Here is a 15,446-nt window from a genome sequence, read left to right as displayed (position 1 = left end):
CTATAAATTTTAGCTTGAAGATAATTGGACTGAAAAGAAATTCTGTCTGTTTTTTTCTTTATTAGATATAGAATCTACCTTTTTTAAAAACACTAGAGCCTTATCATACTTTTTTAGGGAATAATAAAGATCTCCTAAATTATAATGCGCAATCCTAGAATAATATTCGTCATTATTTTGCTTTGCATACATGGCAATATCAAAATAGGTTCGTTCTGCATTAGTAAAATCTTTTTTGTAGAGATAGATGTTTCCTAAGCTGAGAGTAGATGTAATTTTATTATCAACATAATTTTGAGAATATGTAATGGCTCTTTTATAAAAGTATTCGGCAGAATCCAACAAAAATAATTTTTCACGATCCTTCATGAAGTAGCCTTCATATACATTTCCTAAGTTGACATATATATTACTTTTACTGTTTTGAAATTGGTCTTTTTCATACAGACTTTCATTCTTATCTAGAAAATCGCTGTTTTGTCTTAGATTTCTAATAGCAAGTTCATAGTTACCAACTTCTTCATTAACTAAAGCGATGTTACTTTTAAATTTTACAATTTGAATAACATCATTAGTTTTAATAGAGAGCTTAATTCCTTCTTGATAATTGCTCAAGGCGTTACTAAAGTTTCTTCGTTTCCACTCTATTAATCCTTTATAATTATATAGATAGGCCCTAAGATTTATTTTTTGAACAGATTCAGAAAGTTTATTGTAATATGCTAATGATTTATTGTACCATTCATCGCTTTTGGCTCTATTATTCTTTAGTTGATATAAATAAGAACCAGATCCATAGGCGAATGCTAAATGTTCATTATTGTCAGATTTTTGCAGTTCAGCCGCATAAGCAAGGCCTTGGTCAAAATTACCATTCATGCTGAAACGAATTTTATCCTGCAATTCTAAATACTCTTGTTCAGTAAACTCTTTTGTAGGCTGAGCCACAGTGGTATTAAGTATCAAGAAAAATAAAAAAGAGATTATCAGCCTCATTTAATTAGTTTTTGGTATTCAAAAATAGTCTATAAATTATCAATAAACTACAATTAATTTGCCAAATTCCTATTAATTTTATTTTTGCGATAAAAAAATATAACAATTTAGCTGTCATTTGTTATATTTTTATTACGTAAATTTGTTTAATAAAAATTAAAAAACATGAAACCAGACCTATTTCAATCTCCAGATTACTATAACTTAGATGATTTACTGACCGAGGAACATAAATTGGTTCGTGAATCTGCTCGTGCATGGGTTAAAAGAGAAGTTTCTCCTATAATAGAAGAATATGCACAAAAAGCAGAATTCCCTAAACAAATTATTAAAGGACTTGGAGAAATTGGTGGTTTCGGACCTTATATTCCTGTAGAATATGGGGGCGCTGGATTAGATCAAATCTCTTACGGCTTGATTATGCAGGAAATTGAAAGAGGCGATTCTGGTGTACGATCTACCTCATCTGTTCAATCTTCATTAGTGATGTATCCTATTTGGAAATATGGAAACGAAGAACAACGAATGAAATACCTGCCAAAACTGGCAACAGGTGAATTTGTAGGATGTTTCGGCTTAACTGAACCTGATCACGGTTCTGACCCTGGAAGTATGATTACTAATTTTAAAGATGTGGGAGATCATTATCTTTTAAATGGTGCCAAAATGTGGATTTCAAATGCTCCTTTTGCTGATATTGCAGTTGTTTGGGCAAAAAATGAAGAAGGAAGAATTCACGGTTTAATTGTAGAACGCGGCATGGAAGGCTTTACAACTCCAGAAACGCACAACAAATGGTCACTTCGTGCTTCTGCAACTGGCGAGTTAATTTTTGATAATGTAAAAGTTCCTAAAGAAAATCTTTTGCCGAATAAATCTGGATTAGGCGCTCCGCTTGGTTGTTTGGATTCAGCTCGTTATGGAATCGCTTGGGGAGCAATTGGCGCGACAATGGACTGTTACGATACTGCCTTGCGATATGCAAAAGAGAGAATTCAGTTTGGAAAACCTATCGGGGGAACGCAATTACAGCAAAAAAAATTGGCCGAAATGATTACAGAAATCACAAAAGCACAATTATTAACCTGGCGTTTAGGCGTTTTGAGAAACGAAGGAAAAGCAACAACGGCTCAAATTTCAATGGCAAAACGTAACAATGTAAATATGGCAATTACCATTGCACGCGAAGCAAGACAAATGCTGGGAGGTATGGGAATCACTGGCGAATACTCCATTATGCGCCACATGATGAACCTTGAAAGCGTAATTACTTATGAAGGAACTCACGACATACATTTACTAATAACAGGAATGGATGTGACTGGAATTCCAGCATTTAAATAGCAGACAACTATTAAAATATATACAAAATCGATCTAAAAAGCTTCTTCTAACAAAGAAGCTTTTTTTATCTTTGCATCAAAATTTTTCCCAAAAATGAATATTGAAGCAGTAAACAAAAGCATACAACCACAAAAAGACCAACTTTTAAAACATTCTTTATATAACAAGATTCAAAACATTGACGATTTACACCGTTTCCTAGAAACGCACGTTTTTGCTGTTTGGGATTTTATGTCGTTATTAAAAGCATTACAAGCCAAACTTACCTGCACAACAACACCTTGGTTTGCTACTAAAAACCCAGAAACTCGTTATTTGATTAATGAAATTGTTTTGGCAGAAGAAACAGATTTAACGCTTGACGGAAGAAGACAAAGTCATTACGAAATGTACCTGGAAGCAATGGAAGCTTGCGACGCTGATACGACGGGAGTTTTAAATTTCTTATCAGAAGTACATTCACTTCAAAATATATTTGTTGCTATTAAACAAAGTTCACTGCATCCAAATACAAAAGCATTTCTGGATTTTACTTTTAGAGTAATCGAAGAAGGAAAACCGCACGAAATTGCAGTTGCATTTACTTTTGGAAGAGAAGATTTGATTCCGAGTATGTTTACCCAAATCCTGAAAAATTTTCAAAAGAATCTACCAGAAGTCGATTTAACAAAATTGCTTTATTATTTTGAAAGACATATCGAATTGGATGCCGACGAACACGGACCAATGGCCATGCAGATGATTACAGAATTATGCGAAAATGATGCTCAAAAGTGGAAAGAAGTGGAAGAAGTTTCGATTCTTGCTCTAGAAAAACGCATCGGACTTTGGAATGCTATTGAAGAAGAAATTTCGATGAAAACCGAAATGGCTTAATAAATCCAAACCTGCATATTTAACGTAACTATTTGTTTAAAACGACTCCAATCTAATTTAAACAAATTATGAAATCCCATTTTAAACAAATAGTTACTATTATACTTTCGGTATTTCTTTTGAGTCGCGACTCTTCAGAAGAACCAGAATCCCCTCCTACTACAACCACACCGCCGGTAGTAACATCGCCCACAACACCAAATCCTCCAATTTCGAGTTCTGTAAATTATTTAGCATTAGGCGATAGCTATACTATTGGTCAAAGCGTTTGTGCAACCTGTCGTTTCCCAGAGCAGTTAAAGGCAAGTTTAAATGCCATGTTTTCCAGTACGGTTTCCTTAAAAATAATCGCTACAACAGGCTGGACAACATCCAATTTACTTTCTGCGATAAACACACAAAACCCAGAACCCAATTACGATCTTGTAACACTTTTAATAGGTGTTAATAATCAATATCAGCACCGCAATTTTTCGGTTTACGAAAACGAATTTCCAGAATTGGTAACCAAAGCAATTATGCTGGCCAAAGGCGACCCAAAAAATGTTGTCGTTATTTCGATTCCAGATTACGCCTACACTCCTTACGGTAAAAGTCTTGCCGGCGATCAAAGTAGCACAATTTCTGCCGAAATAGATAAATACAATTCTTTTGCAGAGAAATACTGCATAAACAACCAGATCGCTTTTGTCTCCATTACAGAAATTACACGACAAGGACTTAACAGTCCAAATCTTGTCGCTTCAGACGGCTTACACCCTTCAGAAACAGCATATAAAATGTTTGTCGACAAAATGATGCCTCAGATAAAAAAAAGCTTTGCAGAATTAATATTTTTTATTTGCGGCAGAAAATTCGTTTTCAAAACAACTTTAGAAATTTTCGATTTTAAAGAATTTAGGATTTTAAAGTCTTAATTTTGTAGGTTCATTAATTTACAGAATACCCTTTACAATGGAATTTTTTAAAACTACAAATACAGATATCGATGCTGTTTTCGATATTTACAACCAAGCAACATCGTATCAAAAAACAGTAAACAACAAAAGCTGGAGAGGTTTTGAGAGAGCCTTAATCGAAAAAGAAATTGCCGAAGATCGCCACTTTATAATCAAAGAAGGAGATGAAGTCGCTTGTACATTTGTACTTACTTTTAATGATTTAATTATCTGGAAAGAAGCCAGTAAAGACCCAGCAGTTTATCTGCATAGAATTGCTACAAACCCAAAATTCAGAGGGCAGTCTTACGTCAAAAAAATCATAGAATGGACTAAAGAATATGCCAAAGAAAATGGAAAAGATTACATTCGATTGGACACACACAGCGGCAACGAAAGAATAAATAAGTATTACACCAGTTGTGGTTTTACTTATAAAGGAATCAGTACTATCGAATGGACAAATGAATTACCAGAACATTACAAAGAAGGTTCGTTTAGTTTGTTTGAGATTAAGCTGTAAACTTATTTTTTAGATTTCCAGATAAAACCGTCCAGCAGATAATGCGTAAACTGAGGTACCGTCAACAACGGAACTAATAAAATCTGCCAGCTCGAAAAATCAAAATTGGTTACGCTGATGTTTTCGTTCCAGACAAAAAGCTCCCATAGAAACTCTTCTGAAAAGGCAATTAAAATTAAAATACCAACATAAATAAGAATGCCTTTAAATTGTTTCAAATAAGACAATCGGCCTAATTGTGCCTCAGATTTGCCTTCGATTTCTCTAAAATAAACCAAAGCCATATACGGAATTCCATGTGAAACGACATTTAGCAAAGTAAAAATCAAATCATCATTAAAATATACGATTCCGAAATACCAAGAAAGCGCCGTTCCTAAAATAATAGCATTTTTGGGAATATTAAAAAACTGATTCTGACTAGATTTTATAATCGTGTAAATAACGTATAAAATCAAAATTGAAATATAAATCCAAAACAGGATTTCTAAAATCATTTGATTTTCAAACCTAAAAAATTCATTTTCTACAAACCAGTTGAACTTTCGCTTAGACGAAAAAAACCAATATAACATTGGATATCCTGTTGAAGCGTAAATTGCCAGATTATCAATCCAAATCGATATTTTGGTTTTAGTTTCTTTTCTGGCGTACAATCTCATAAAACCATATTGCTGTCTGATAAAATGAAAAACGGCCACATAAGCCAGAAATGACCAAAAGACTAAACTGCCAAAAGAAAAAGTACAATTCCTGTTAGAAAACAAATTAGAGGTAAAACAATCAATCTTTGTTTTTGTTTCTGAAATTCCTCCGCAACAAAATAGGTTTTAAATAAGGTCGCATAAACGTGCGCCACATCAATAAAAACAATTAAAAAAAGCCACGTATAAAAAGAGTAATTATCTTCAATTTTCGTTATATAATCCTGAAAAATAAAGATAACTGCCAGTACAAAAAATGACGGGCCAATGATGAATGTCAAATCCGTTTTTGCTTTATGAATCCAAGGTTGTTCCATCTAAAATTTCATTTACTACATTAATTCCCTGATGAAAAGCTTCTTCAAAAATCGAAATTCCAGATAGATCGCTATGCGCAAAATAAATAGATTTTTGGATATTGTTTTTGGCCTGTTTCTTCGCTTCACCAAAAATAAAGCCTGGCGCAGGCGAAATCATTCCGTGTCCTAAAAGAAAAACTTCTATATCTTCTGTATATTCTTCTATATCCGGATGTGCAATTTTTAAATCATTTAAAACAAACTGTTTCCAATATTCCTTGTCTTTTTTATACAGCTCTTTTCTCGTTTTCCTTAAATCGGCAGAAGAAAAACTAAAGTAATACGTAATTACCTTTTTTTCCTGAATCTGATTTAATTTTTGATGCTGGTCGTAAACGTAACCCAGACCTTTGGAACCGTAAATAACATTATCCCAAGCCAGCGGAAAACTGGAATTATCAGATAAATCATCTACAATCAAAGTTGCCAAAAGCCAAGGCGTGTAATGAAAATCTTTGGTAAAGACTTTTCTGTCTTTAATCAAATATTGATTTACAAATTGCGGCGAAGCCATTATTACTTTGTCTGCAATAATTTCAACCGACGTTTTATTGACATCATCAAAAGCTTTTGCGATTACTTTATTCTTCACTATTTTAACTTCGTAAACCAAATGGTTTTGCAAAGATTTCTCTTTTGTATATTTTTTTAAATGATTGGCCAATCTCGCATTTCCTTCTGGCCAAGTTAAAACGCTGTCATGTTTTTCGGCCGTGCTGTCTTGTTTTCTTCCAGCAAAATAATGAATTCCAGCCCAAGCCGAAACATATTCAATTCCTAAACCAAAGTCATCTTTACAACAATAATCAATATAATTATAAAGCGGTTCAGATGAGAAATGATTGTCCTGAAACCACTTTTTCATCGTGATTTTATCTAAATCTCTTGTTGGCTGATTTCTTGAAGAAAGGTAAATTGGAATATCAAATAAGTATTTTTGATCTTCTCCTTTTGCTGTTCTAAAAATATCCATTTCCTTGAAAAACTTCTGAAATTCCAAATCATCAGAAACCGAATTTCCTTCTTTCGGAACAACGCCTTCCTGCCAGTTATTTTTATAGAAAAGTCGTTCGTCTGGAGCAAAAGTCAATTGTAATTCGTCGAAAATTGGGAAACCTTTTGGATCGTAACCCAAAATGATCTTTTCTTCTTCTAGAAAATTAAGAAGTTCTTTATCCTGAAAATTAGGAAGAGGCAGATAATGGGCACCCAAAGGATATTTGGAATATTTGTTTTCGCCGTTTGAAGAATTTCCTCCCAAATGATTTTCCAATTCTACGATTAAAAAATTGGTTATTCCTCTCTTCTGAAACTGACGCGTCGCACTTAAACCCGAAATGCCCCCGCCAACAATCAAATACGGAATCTCGATTTGCCTGCTGGGTTTAGGAAAATCTTTGATCCATAAGCGATGTCCGAGCAAATGTTTTGTGCCGGATAAACGAATCATAATCACCGCAATTTTATCAGAACAAAACTGCAGAAACGGAAGCGGCAACAACGAAGCGCCAACGCCTTTTATAAAATTCCTTCTAGATTTATTGCAGTTTTCCCCACTCTTCATCAAAATATCGTACTAAAATCTGGTTATCTAAACGGTTGATTTCGATTTGATTTGAAATCATATCGTTGGTAAAATAATTAAAGCGGTCAAATTGGTAATTGTAAAATTTCAATCCGTCTGCTTTTCGGTTTACGGTATTAAAAGTAGTTCCAAAACCATTTATAGCGATGGTATAACCCCATTCTCCAAACGATGGAACATACGCATGATACGCATCAACCTGCGGAAAAACCTGCATTACGGTTTTATTGATACACCAAAACGATTTTGGTGCAAAATAAGGTGACGTAGTTTGTATCACAACCGCATGACATCGGGCTGTAAAATGGTTTTTATGGTTTGGTAAAAGTTAAGCGAATACAATTTCCCTAAACTATAATTGGACGGATCTGGGAAATCGATTATAACGGCATCGAATTTTTCTTTGCGACTTTTTGCCCAAATATAAGCATCGGTATTAATGACTTTAACTTTAGGATTATTGAGTGAATTTTGATTGAATTTCGTTAACACCGTATTGGTTTTAAAAAGCTTTGTCATTCCTTCATCTAAATCAACCAAAGTCACTTTCTCTACATCTTTATATTTTAAGATTTCGCGAACGGCTAAACCGTCTCCACCCCCTAAAACCAAAACATTTTTTACGCTTTTTGCGATTGACATAACGGGATGCACTAAGGCCTCGTGATAACGATATTCATCTGCCGAACTAAATTGCAGGTTATTGTTTAAATAAAGCCTGTAGTCGCTTTTATTATGTGTTAAAACAATACGCTGATAAGGTGTTGAATTGGTATAAATGATATTTTCTCCGTATAATTTCCCTTCTGAATAAGCAAGAATGTTATCTGAAAAGATAAAAACCGCCAATAACAATACAAACGAAAAAACGGCTTTTGCTCGTAATAAAGCAGGTTTCTTTAATTCTCTTTTTAACAAAAAACACAAAGCAATGGCAATACTCACATTGATCATTCCAAAGAAAAGAGAGGTTCCCATTATGCCTAATTTGGGCACTAAAACTAGTGGGAATAATATCGAAGCCAATAACGCTCCGATATAATCAAACGTAAAAACATTTGAAACCAGATCTTTAAACTCCACTCTGTCTTTTAAAATATTCATTAAAAGCGGAATCTCTAAACCAACTAAAAATCCGGTTACAAAAACAAATAAATATAAGATGAACTGAAAAGAGCCAACACTTTCAAACAGCAAAAACAAAACTACCGAACTCAATCCGCCAATAAGCCCAACCAGTATTTCAATTTCAACAAAAGTGTTGAGCAGATTTTTGTGAAAAAACTTCGAAAAAAACGAGCCTATACCCATCGAAAACAGGTATACGCCAATAATAAATGAAAACTGTTTTACTGAATCGCCTAATAAATAACTCGCCAGAGTTCCCGCAACAAGCTCATAAATAAAGTCGCAGGTGGCAATTATAAATACAGCAAAAAGTAAAAGAAATTCAAACTTAAGAAACTTTTTACCCATGAATTGCGGCACTAATAATCATTGAAATTCCAATGATAAACAGCTGCCAGAACTATAGCAACAGCAATATTACTTTTTTCTACAACTTCTTTCCAAGTGTTTTCCGGAGTAATTTTTTCAATAATAAAATAACCAACTAGTAAGATGATAATTCCTAAAAAAGAATAAATAATCGAATTTGCTATTGGTCGCGCGTGAATTAATTCCATATTGTTTGAGTTTTTTATTTGTGATAAAAACGGTTATAAGATGTACGGCTTCCTGCCGTGCTGTATTTTTCTGTTGTTTCGCAGTCGCAGATTCGGTTACCTGCAAGAGCAAAATAGATATAGGCTCCAAAACAAATAAATCCAATTGCCATTGGAGTCCAATTATTCGTTAAGAAATCAGAGATTTTTTTCATATCAAATTATTCAGAATAGGGAGAATAAGAGCTGTCTGCCCAACGTTGTTTCTCAAAGCCCAGTGCAATAAAACGTATCAAGATAAATACTGCAATCATAAAAATAATCACCAGCCAGGCATTTCGCGTTGAAGGCTGATTCCAGACTACCTCTACGTGCATTTCACTATTAGTAAGATCCTCTGGAGCTTTCATTGGTGTTATTAAAAGATGGTATTTACCTGCTTTTACACCGCAGATATTAAAGTTTTCAGACTGGCTTCCTTCTGTCCAAGATTCTCCATCAGAGTAGCCGTGATAATATTCTATGTCTTTATTGGTGTAGATTTCGTCACTATTATCTTCATTAATTAAAGCTACATTTACATTTGCCCACGAATTATCTACTCCAGTCGAAACCTTAATTGTCATGGGAGCCGAAGCACCATTAAGAACAAACGATTCGCTTGTCACTTGTTTATTGTCAAATTCGCTGAATTTAATCGTTTTTGAAAAAACATTCTGCTCCACTTGATCTTTATAAATTAACCAGTTCGTGGTAATTATAAGCAGAGCAAAAAGACAAAAAATAATCGCCGTATTGGTACTATTAAATCTCGAAGGCTGAATCATATTAACGCCAAACTGATACGGCATTGTTCTTTTAGGAAAAGCTGTTTTAATAATACTTTTATCTACATATTCCCCATGATAAGCCGTTTGCACGTTATGCATTCTTTCAATAGAAATCAGGTAAGGCGGATTTATAAATTCAGCCAGATGAATTAATTTGTTTTGAGGAAGTTCAAAATCAAAAAATCCCTGCGCATCTATAATCTCAGCATCCGAATGTTCAAACAAATTGTAACTTTCATTATTATGCTTAAGAATTTTAATGCCTTTTCCTATATCATCACTCTTTTCCATTTCGGTAAGCATCATCCAATGCCCGTTTGAAAGCGATAGATAAAGAAATTCTTTAGCCTCATTTTGCAATATAAATTCCATCCAGGTGTAACTCGGGTATACATTTTTCTTCAATATACCAGTAACTTTATATTCGCTTCCTTTCAAAAATCCAACATCTCCAATTTCCAGCGGATAATCTCTCAGCACATTTTTGTATTTCGATTTTCTTCGAAATTTCCCTTCATTGTCAACAGCGTACAAACTCTGACATTTAGGACAAACAAAATTGACCACGTCAAAACCAACCTCTAATTCGGTTTCTGTATTACAATCGTAACAAGGAATCTTCATATTTTATCGGTTAATTTCAAAATCTTTAATAATTTCCGCATCAAAATAAGCAATATAATCGGCCACAACATCGCGCACTTTGTGTGAGTTATCCTGAAGATAATTGCACAAATAAACATCCAATGTAAGCTGTTGGTATTCTGGCCAGGTATGTATACAAATATGAGATTCTTTGAGGCAGAATGAAATTGTAAAACTATCATTTTCAAAATCATGTACTACAACGCCAACCTTCTCCAATCCATATTTTTCTAAAATCGAATTAGTAACCGCAACAAAACCGTCGCTATCTGTAAGCTTCGAAATTTGGTCGACATGTAAAGTAACCAGTTTATGCAGTCCTGGCGAGTAAGGAGGTAAATCCATCAAATTATTTGTATTACACAAGAGCCAAATATATAATAATTTCTGTAATAAAATAATCTAAACAAAAGCATTTTTAACATCACTTTTCAGAACTATACATTTATAATTTTTCTGTTTTGAGAAGCAGAAGTGTTGGTTTTCATTACAACTTTAGTCCCGCTATACGCTATATCTTTTATGGCTCCAGAAGCCTCGGGACTGCGACAAGATGATATCGCTTCTATCTTGGCTAAATTAGAACTTTTCGTTTTATTTATACTTTTCAAAATCAACCTCAACTTTCTCAAACAACGCAGACTTTTTCTAAAATCGAATTAATCTGAACCAGAGCTTCTTGATTATTCTCAGCCATTATAAAAGCAAAACCCCAGATATCTTTTGAAAGCGTAAATTTCCCTATTTCAGAATCATAAGTCATCAAAACTTCATCATTCATCCATAAATCCAAAATATCGATCATTTTAGGTTTCAGCTCTTGAATTGTATTTAAAAAATCTGAATTGAAATTTTCACTTTCAGCACCGCTGAAAATATCTATCAAAAGTTCTGTCGATTGATAGCCCGGACGAAAATGGTATTTATAGTGACTCATTATTTTTCAATACGTTTATAATGATAGCCTAAATTATAAGTAGATCCAGCCCAAAACATAAATAATAAGGCACCAGAATTATCAAAAGCATAGTTTACTAAAAGTCCATTGTCTTTAGAAAGTCCAATTCTGGTTTTATAATTGTCGTAACCACCAGCAAGATAAGGAACACCATGACGTTTCAAGTATATATTATCCAGATAAAAGAGTCCATTTTTAAATTTTCCTCCCAGTTCAACATTCTCAATTATTGAATCCTCTTTTTTGGTAACAAATTGGAGTCGGTTTTTATCCAACAACTTAACCTCAACACGATAAGAATCTGAATAATCGTATCTTAACCTATCCGATTTTACAAAATAATTCAGGCTGTGTGTTGTTTCAGGCTCTTCTGAATCTATTGCTTGCAGATTTCCTTTATTATCATATTTTGCATCAGGAAAAAGTACATAAGTTCCCTCCAGCTTTACTAAATCATTTTCTGATAATGATGATTTGTTTTTGTTTACCATTCTATTCGAAAATGAAGCACAAGAAGACAATAATAAAGTCAAAACAAAGGCGCATAATATTGATTTCATACTCTTTAGATAAGATTGTTATACTAATTTAGATTTTATTTTTTTAATAATTACGTGTTTTGAATAAGAGAATTAAGAATTACAGATATTAAACTTTGTAGTTTTTTTATTGCAAACAATTTTTTATCTTGCTTAGTGTGTAAAACGCAGACTTACAAATTACGTTTCCAATAGCAGTAAAATTTTATCCTGAATTAAGAACTTTAACTATGAAAAACAAAATTTTAATTTCATTAAATTTAATACTACTGATGAGCTGTTCTTCAAAATCACAAGATTTATCTACTATAGACTTTAGCCAAAATGCAGAAACCTATCTTGACGGCCTTTCTTTTTCTTCCAAAACAGAACAAAAAGGACATTATGAAGCAGTAGTTAACGGAGAAGATGCCAGTTTGAAATTAGTAGACAAAGGAGAACTCTCTACAAGTTATGTGTTTATGGGCGAAAAGAATACAGCACAGCTTAACTATGGCGGAATCCCGATAAATGATGTTATGGGTACAGCATTAACTGTTTATGAAAACAAAATTGCATTTATGAGAATAAATGTCAAAAACGATCAAAGCATAGCACTTTTAGATGTACTGAAAAAAAAGCTGGGCACGCCAACCGAAATAGTTAAAAGTGAAGATAATCCGTATGATGAAACGGACAAATCGCAAAAACTTCTGCTCGAGAAGCTTCCCAACGAAACCAAAAAGGTAAAAGATGATGTGCTGGATGATTACACTCTTACCTATCCTGAGAATTTTATTTGGGACAAAAACGATGTCATTTATCAATTAACATTTTCTCCAACCGGAAACTACATCAGCAGTCAGCTTGTTGTGATTTCAAAAAAAGCATTCAAAGACAAAATAATAATGGGATATCATGCTCCAGATAAAGATCCTGTTTTGGGAAAGTATCTTAATTAAAATAAATAGAAAACAAAAATGCTCCCTTGTACGGGAGCATTTTTTCTCTTGCAGAAAGGAAGGGATTCGAACCCTCGATACAGTTACCCATATACTAGCTTTCCAGGCTAGCTCCTTCAACCACTCGGACACCTTTCTATTTTGGTCTGCAAAGAACACAAAAAAAACTGAGTTAGAAAATATTTTTGCCACGAATTTCACTAATCTTCACTAATTTTCTTATTCTCAAAAAAATGCTACAATTCGAATGAATTCGTGCAGATTGTAGAAAACTTCTTTTACATACTTTTTCTAAATTCTTCCATAAACAATTTTACAGCCTTTTTTTGGTACGCTCCTTCTATAGTTAACATAAACGAATCTCGTTTGGTGGTAACGCCTGTAATATCAATTGCTTTAATATTATCCCAGCCTTTTAGCGCTTTCCCTGTAACAATTGTAGCCCAATAATCGCTGTCGCCAACCAAACGTAATAAGGCGTGAACAGCATTTAACTCAATCGAAACTTTGGGTTTCATGTTGTTTTTTAAAAACAATTCATCCAGAAATTCCCTTGAATTGAATCCTTTAACGGGCAAAATAAGCGGCATATCTTCTATCTTTTTAAAAGCAATTTTGTCTAAAGCCGCTAATGAATGATTTTTTGAAACTGCCAAAACCAGCTTTGATGTAAATAAAGGCACCTTTTGAAAAGGGTGTTCTATTTCGTTTGAAGAAATAACCAAAACCAGATCTAATTCATTATTCAGTAGTTTTTGTTCTAAAGGTTCGGTTGTTCCATATTCGATAACAATTTTCAAATGCGGATACGTTTTGGCAAATAAATCAACAATTGGTAAAACCAAAAGCCCAAAAATATAGGTAACCCCAATTCGCAATTCACCGCCAATCATTTGGTTCAAATCATCTATGGCTTGTTTACCGCTTTGCACATTTTCGATGACTTGCTTGGCGTGAATTAAAAAGACAGAGCCAGCTTCTGTAAGCTGAACTTTTTTCCCAAGTCTCACAAACAAAGGCATTCCAAGTTCTTCTTCTAATTTTTTTATTTGCTGTGAAAGACCCGACTGCGTTACAAAGCACAATTCGGCGACTTTTGTAAAGTGCAAAACTTCAGCTGTTTTAATAAAATATTCAAGTTGATAAATTTCCATATCGATAAGTTTAACTACTTATTATCAGTAAAATTATTAATTTTTCTAATGAAATCATAATCCCGACCTTTGTATTAAATATTTAAGATTATGTTTAAAGCGTTAAAATCAAAAAACTTCAAGTTATTCTTTTACGGACAATCCGTATCTGTTATTGGGACCTGGATGCAGAAAACAGCAGTAAGCTGGATGGTTTACAGCATAACAGGATCTGTTTTCCTTTTGGGACTAGCAACTTTCTTAAGTATGATTCCGTCCCTGTTTTTAGCTCCTTTGGCAGGAAGTATTATTGGGCGTTACGACAGACACCGCGCCATGATCGTACTGCAGTCTCTTGCAATGCTTCAGGCAGGAAGTTTAGCTTTGCTTATTTATCTTAAAATTTACAATATCAACTTTATTCTGGCATTGAGTCTGATTCAAGGAATTATCAATGCTTTTGATATGACTTGCCGTCAAACCATGATGATTGATATTGTTGATAAAAGAGAAGATCTTCCAAATGCAGTTGCGCTTAATTCTACAATGAACAACTTTGCGCGTATTGCAGGTCCTGCGCTTGCGGGAATTATTCTGCATCAATATGGAGAAGATATTTGTTTTATCGGAAATTTCGTTAGTTACGTTCCCGTTTTAATTTCATTGTTAATGATGAAAATTACGCCGCACATTAAATCCGAAAACAAACTAAATATGCTCGATGATCTTGTAGAAGGTCTGGATTATGTAAAAAAAGAAACCGAAATGGCAAGAATGCTTCTTATGCTTACTTGCAGTAGTTTATTTGTAATTTCTTTTAATACTTTGATGCCGGTTTTTGCAAAAGATATTTTCAGCGGAAACGCGCAGACTTTCAGCTGGTTTGAAAGTGCGGCGGGAATTGGCTCTGTTCTTTCTGCCATTTATCTGGCTAATTTAAAATCGGCTGAGAATATGAATAAATTGATGATCGCGAGCAAGTTTACTTCTTGGTTTCAGCATTATAATTTTAGCTCTTTCAAGTAATCTGACCATTGCTTTAATCTGTATGACGTTGAGCGGTGTCGGAATGATGGGACAAACTTCTTCTATAAACATATACATTCAGACTCAAAGCACAGTGAATATGCGTTCTAGAAGTATCAGTTACTACATGATGGCGTATCAGGGAATGATTCCTGTGGGAAGTTTGATTATTGGTTACGTTTCTCACTTTATCGGAACTCGTCATACCGTTGCCCTTCAAGGAATTATCTGTATTATTTCTGTAATTGTTTATGTGTATTACAAAAACCATAAAGTTTCAGAAGATTTGGAAACTTGTCCTGTTCCTTATCAGAATTCTAAAAATTAAATTTTAGGAATGGAAATTCCAATTTAAAAAATTCTAAATTCCAACCTAAGTAAAGCG

21 protein-coding genes and 1 tRNA gene are annotated in these 15,446 nt (G+C 33.7%); 7 read left to right on the top strand and 15 right to left on the bottom strand.

The genetic code is table 11. The features are described 5' to 3' along the window. Positions 1-9: 9 nt before the first annotated feature. On the bottom strand, positions 10-996 hold the full coding sequence (locus tag ACZZ95_RS06950) for a tetratricopeptide repeat protein (RefSeq protein ID WP_463468510.1): 987 nt from the start codon (positions 994-996) through the stop codon (positions 10-12). A gap of 165 nt (positions 997-1,161) precedes the next feature. Here ACZZ95_RS06950 and ACZZ95_RS06945 point away from each other — a divergent pair, with 165 nt between their 5' ends. From ACZZ95_RS06945 to ACZZ95_RS06930, 4 genes are all read left to right on the top strand, one after another. Beyond that, positions 1,162-2,340 (top strand): acyl-CoA dehydrogenase family protein, encoded by a 1,179-nt coding sequence (locus ACZZ95_RS06945; RefSeq protein WP_463468509.1) that lies wholly within the window; start codon positions 1,162-1,164, stop codon positions 2,338-2,340. A gap of 93 nt (positions 2,341-2,433) precedes the next feature. After that, positions 2,434-3,216 (top strand): DUF3050 domain-containing protein, encoded by a 783-nt coding sequence (locus ACZZ95_RS06940; protein WP_463468508.1) that lies wholly within the window; start codon positions 2,434-2,436, stop codon positions 3,214-3,216. A gap of 68 nt (positions 3,217-3,284) precedes the next feature. Next, the gene (locus ACZZ95_RS06935) at positions 3,285-4,133 is read left to right on the top strand and encodes an SGNH/GDSL hydrolase family protein (protein WP_463468507.1); all 849 of its coding nucleotides are present in this window, start codon (positions 3,285-3,287) and stop codon (positions 4,131-4,133) included. A gap of 37 nt (positions 4,134-4,170) precedes the next feature. Next, positions 4,171-4,677 (top strand): GNAT family N-acetyltransferase, encoded by a 507-nt coding sequence (locus ACZZ95_RS06930; RefSeq protein ID WP_463468506.1) that lies wholly within the window; start codon positions 4,171-4,173, stop codon positions 4,675-4,677. Between the two features lie 2 nt (positions 4,678-4,679). On the opposite strand, the gene ACZZ95_RS06925 is transcribed toward ACZZ95_RS06930, so the two are convergent. From ACZZ95_RS06925 to ACZZ95_RS06870, 12 genes are all read right to left on the bottom strand, one after another. Continuing rightward, positions 4,680-5,339, bottom strand: coding sequence for a hypothetical protein (locus ACZZ95_RS06925; protein ID WP_463468505.1), 660 nt, complete (start codon positions 5,337-5,339; stop codon positions 4,680-4,682). A 62-nt stretch (positions 5,340-5,401) separates the two neighbouring features. Further along, on the bottom strand, positions 5,402-5,698 hold the full coding sequence (locus ACZZ95_RS06920; protein ID WP_463468504.1) for a hypothetical protein: 297 nt from the start codon (positions 5,696-5,698) through the stop codon (positions 5,402-5,404). Beyond that, positions 5,676-7,304, bottom strand: a complete 1,629-nt coding sequence (locus ACZZ95_RS06915) for an NAD(P)/FAD-dependent oxidoreductase (protein WP_463468503.1) — start codon at positions 7,302-7,304, stop codon at positions 5,676-5,678. The genes ACZZ95_RS06920 and ACZZ95_RS06915 overlap by 23 nt, the downstream gene beginning before the upstream one ends. Beyond that, positions 7,279-7,605: a hypothetical protein gene (locus ACZZ95_RS06910; RefSeq protein WP_463468502.1), complete on the bottom strand. Its 327-nt coding sequence runs from the start codon at positions 7,603-7,605 to the stop codon at positions 7,279-7,281. The genes ACZZ95_RS06915 and ACZZ95_RS06910 overlap by 26 nt, the downstream gene beginning before the upstream one ends. Then, entirely contained in the window at positions 7,602-8,813 is a 1,212-nt protein-coding gene (locus tag ACZZ95_RS06905) for a polyamine aminopropyltransferase (protein ID WP_463468501.1), read from the bottom strand. The genes ACZZ95_RS06910 and ACZZ95_RS06905 overlap by 4 nt, the downstream gene beginning before the upstream one ends. Further along, a complete protein-coding gene (locus tag ACZZ95_RS06900; RefSeq protein ID WP_463468500.1) occupies positions 8,813-9,010 on the bottom strand; it encodes a DUF350 domain-containing protein in 198 nt (65 codons plus the stop codon). Before ACZZ95_RS06900 ends, ACZZ95_RS06905 begins: the two co-directional genes overlap by 1 nt. A gap of 14 nt (positions 9,011-9,024) precedes the next feature. Beyond that, positions 9,025-9,204 carry a hypothetical protein gene (locus ACZZ95_RS06895; RefSeq protein WP_463468499.1) on the bottom strand — a complete coding sequence of 60 codons (180 nt, stop codon included), beginning with the start codon at positions 9,202-9,204 and terminating at the stop codon, positions 9,025-9,027. 6 nt (positions 9,205-9,210) lie between these two features. Further along, positions 9,211-10,443, bottom strand: a complete 1,233-nt coding sequence (locus ACZZ95_RS06890; RefSeq protein WP_463468498.1) for a DUF4178 domain-containing protein — start codon at positions 10,441-10,443, stop codon at positions 9,211-9,213. A 3-nt stretch (positions 10,444-10,446) separates the two neighbouring features. Next, entirely contained in the window at positions 10,447-10,809 is a 363-nt protein-coding gene (locus ACZZ95_RS06885; RefSeq protein ID WP_463468497.1) for an S-adenosylmethionine decarboxylase family protein, read from the bottom strand. Positions 10,810-10,901: 92 nt separating this feature from the next. Continuing rightward, positions 10,902-11,075, bottom strand: a complete 174-nt coding sequence (locus tag ACZZ95_RS06880) for a hypothetical protein (protein WP_463468496.1) — start codon at positions 11,073-11,075, stop codon at positions 10,902-10,904. Between the two features lie 17 nt (positions 11,076-11,092). Then, on the bottom strand, positions 11,093-11,401 hold the full coding sequence (locus ACZZ95_RS06875) for a hypothetical protein (protein ID WP_463468495.1): 309 nt from the start codon (positions 11,399-11,401) through the stop codon (positions 11,093-11,095). Then, complete coding sequence (locus tag ACZZ95_RS06870) at positions 11,401-11,982, bottom strand: hypothetical protein (RefSeq protein WP_463468494.1); 582 nt, start codon at positions 11,980-11,982, stop codon at positions 11,401-11,403. The genes ACZZ95_RS06875 and ACZZ95_RS06870 overlap by 1 nt, the downstream gene beginning before the upstream one ends. Positions 11,983-12,191: 209 nt before the next feature. Between ACZZ95_RS06870 and ACZZ95_RS06865 the strand changes: the two genes are divergently transcribed. After that, entirely contained in the window at positions 12,192-12,902 is a 711-nt protein-coding gene (locus ACZZ95_RS06865; RefSeq protein WP_095953656.1) for a hypothetical protein, read from the top strand. Positions 12,903-12,953: 51 nt separating this feature from the next. Here the strand turns inward: ACZZ95_RS06865 and ACZZ95_RS06860 are convergent. Then, positions 12,954-13,040: transfer RNA gene (locus tag ACZZ95_RS06860), tRNA-Ser, on the bottom strand. A gap of 140 nt (positions 13,041-13,180) precedes the next feature. Continuing rightward, entirely contained in the window at positions 13,181-14,056 is an 876-nt protein-coding gene (locus ACZZ95_RS06855; protein ID WP_463468493.1) for a LysR substrate-binding domain-containing protein, read from the bottom strand. Between the two features lie 90 nt (positions 14,057-14,146). Here ACZZ95_RS06855 and ACZZ95_RS06850 point away from each other — a divergent pair, with 90 nt between their 5' ends. Both ACZZ95_RS06850 and ACZZ95_RS06845 read left to right on the top strand, forming a co-directional pair. Further along, positions 14,147-15,061 (top strand): MFS transporter, encoded by a 915-nt coding sequence (locus ACZZ95_RS06850; protein ID WP_463468492.1) that lies wholly within the window; start codon positions 14,147-14,149, stop codon positions 15,059-15,061. Then, entirely contained in the window at positions 15,036-15,389 is a 354-nt protein-coding gene (locus tag ACZZ95_RS06845; RefSeq protein WP_463471634.1) for an MFS transporter, read from the top strand. Before ACZZ95_RS06850 ends, ACZZ95_RS06845 begins: the two co-directional genes overlap by 26 nt. The last annotated feature ends 57 nt before the right edge of the window (positions 15,390-15,446 follow it).

Source organism: Flavobacterium sp. AC267 (genome assembly GCF_979258715.1).
This window is presented reverse-complemented; position numbering and strand designations above follow the sequence as displayed.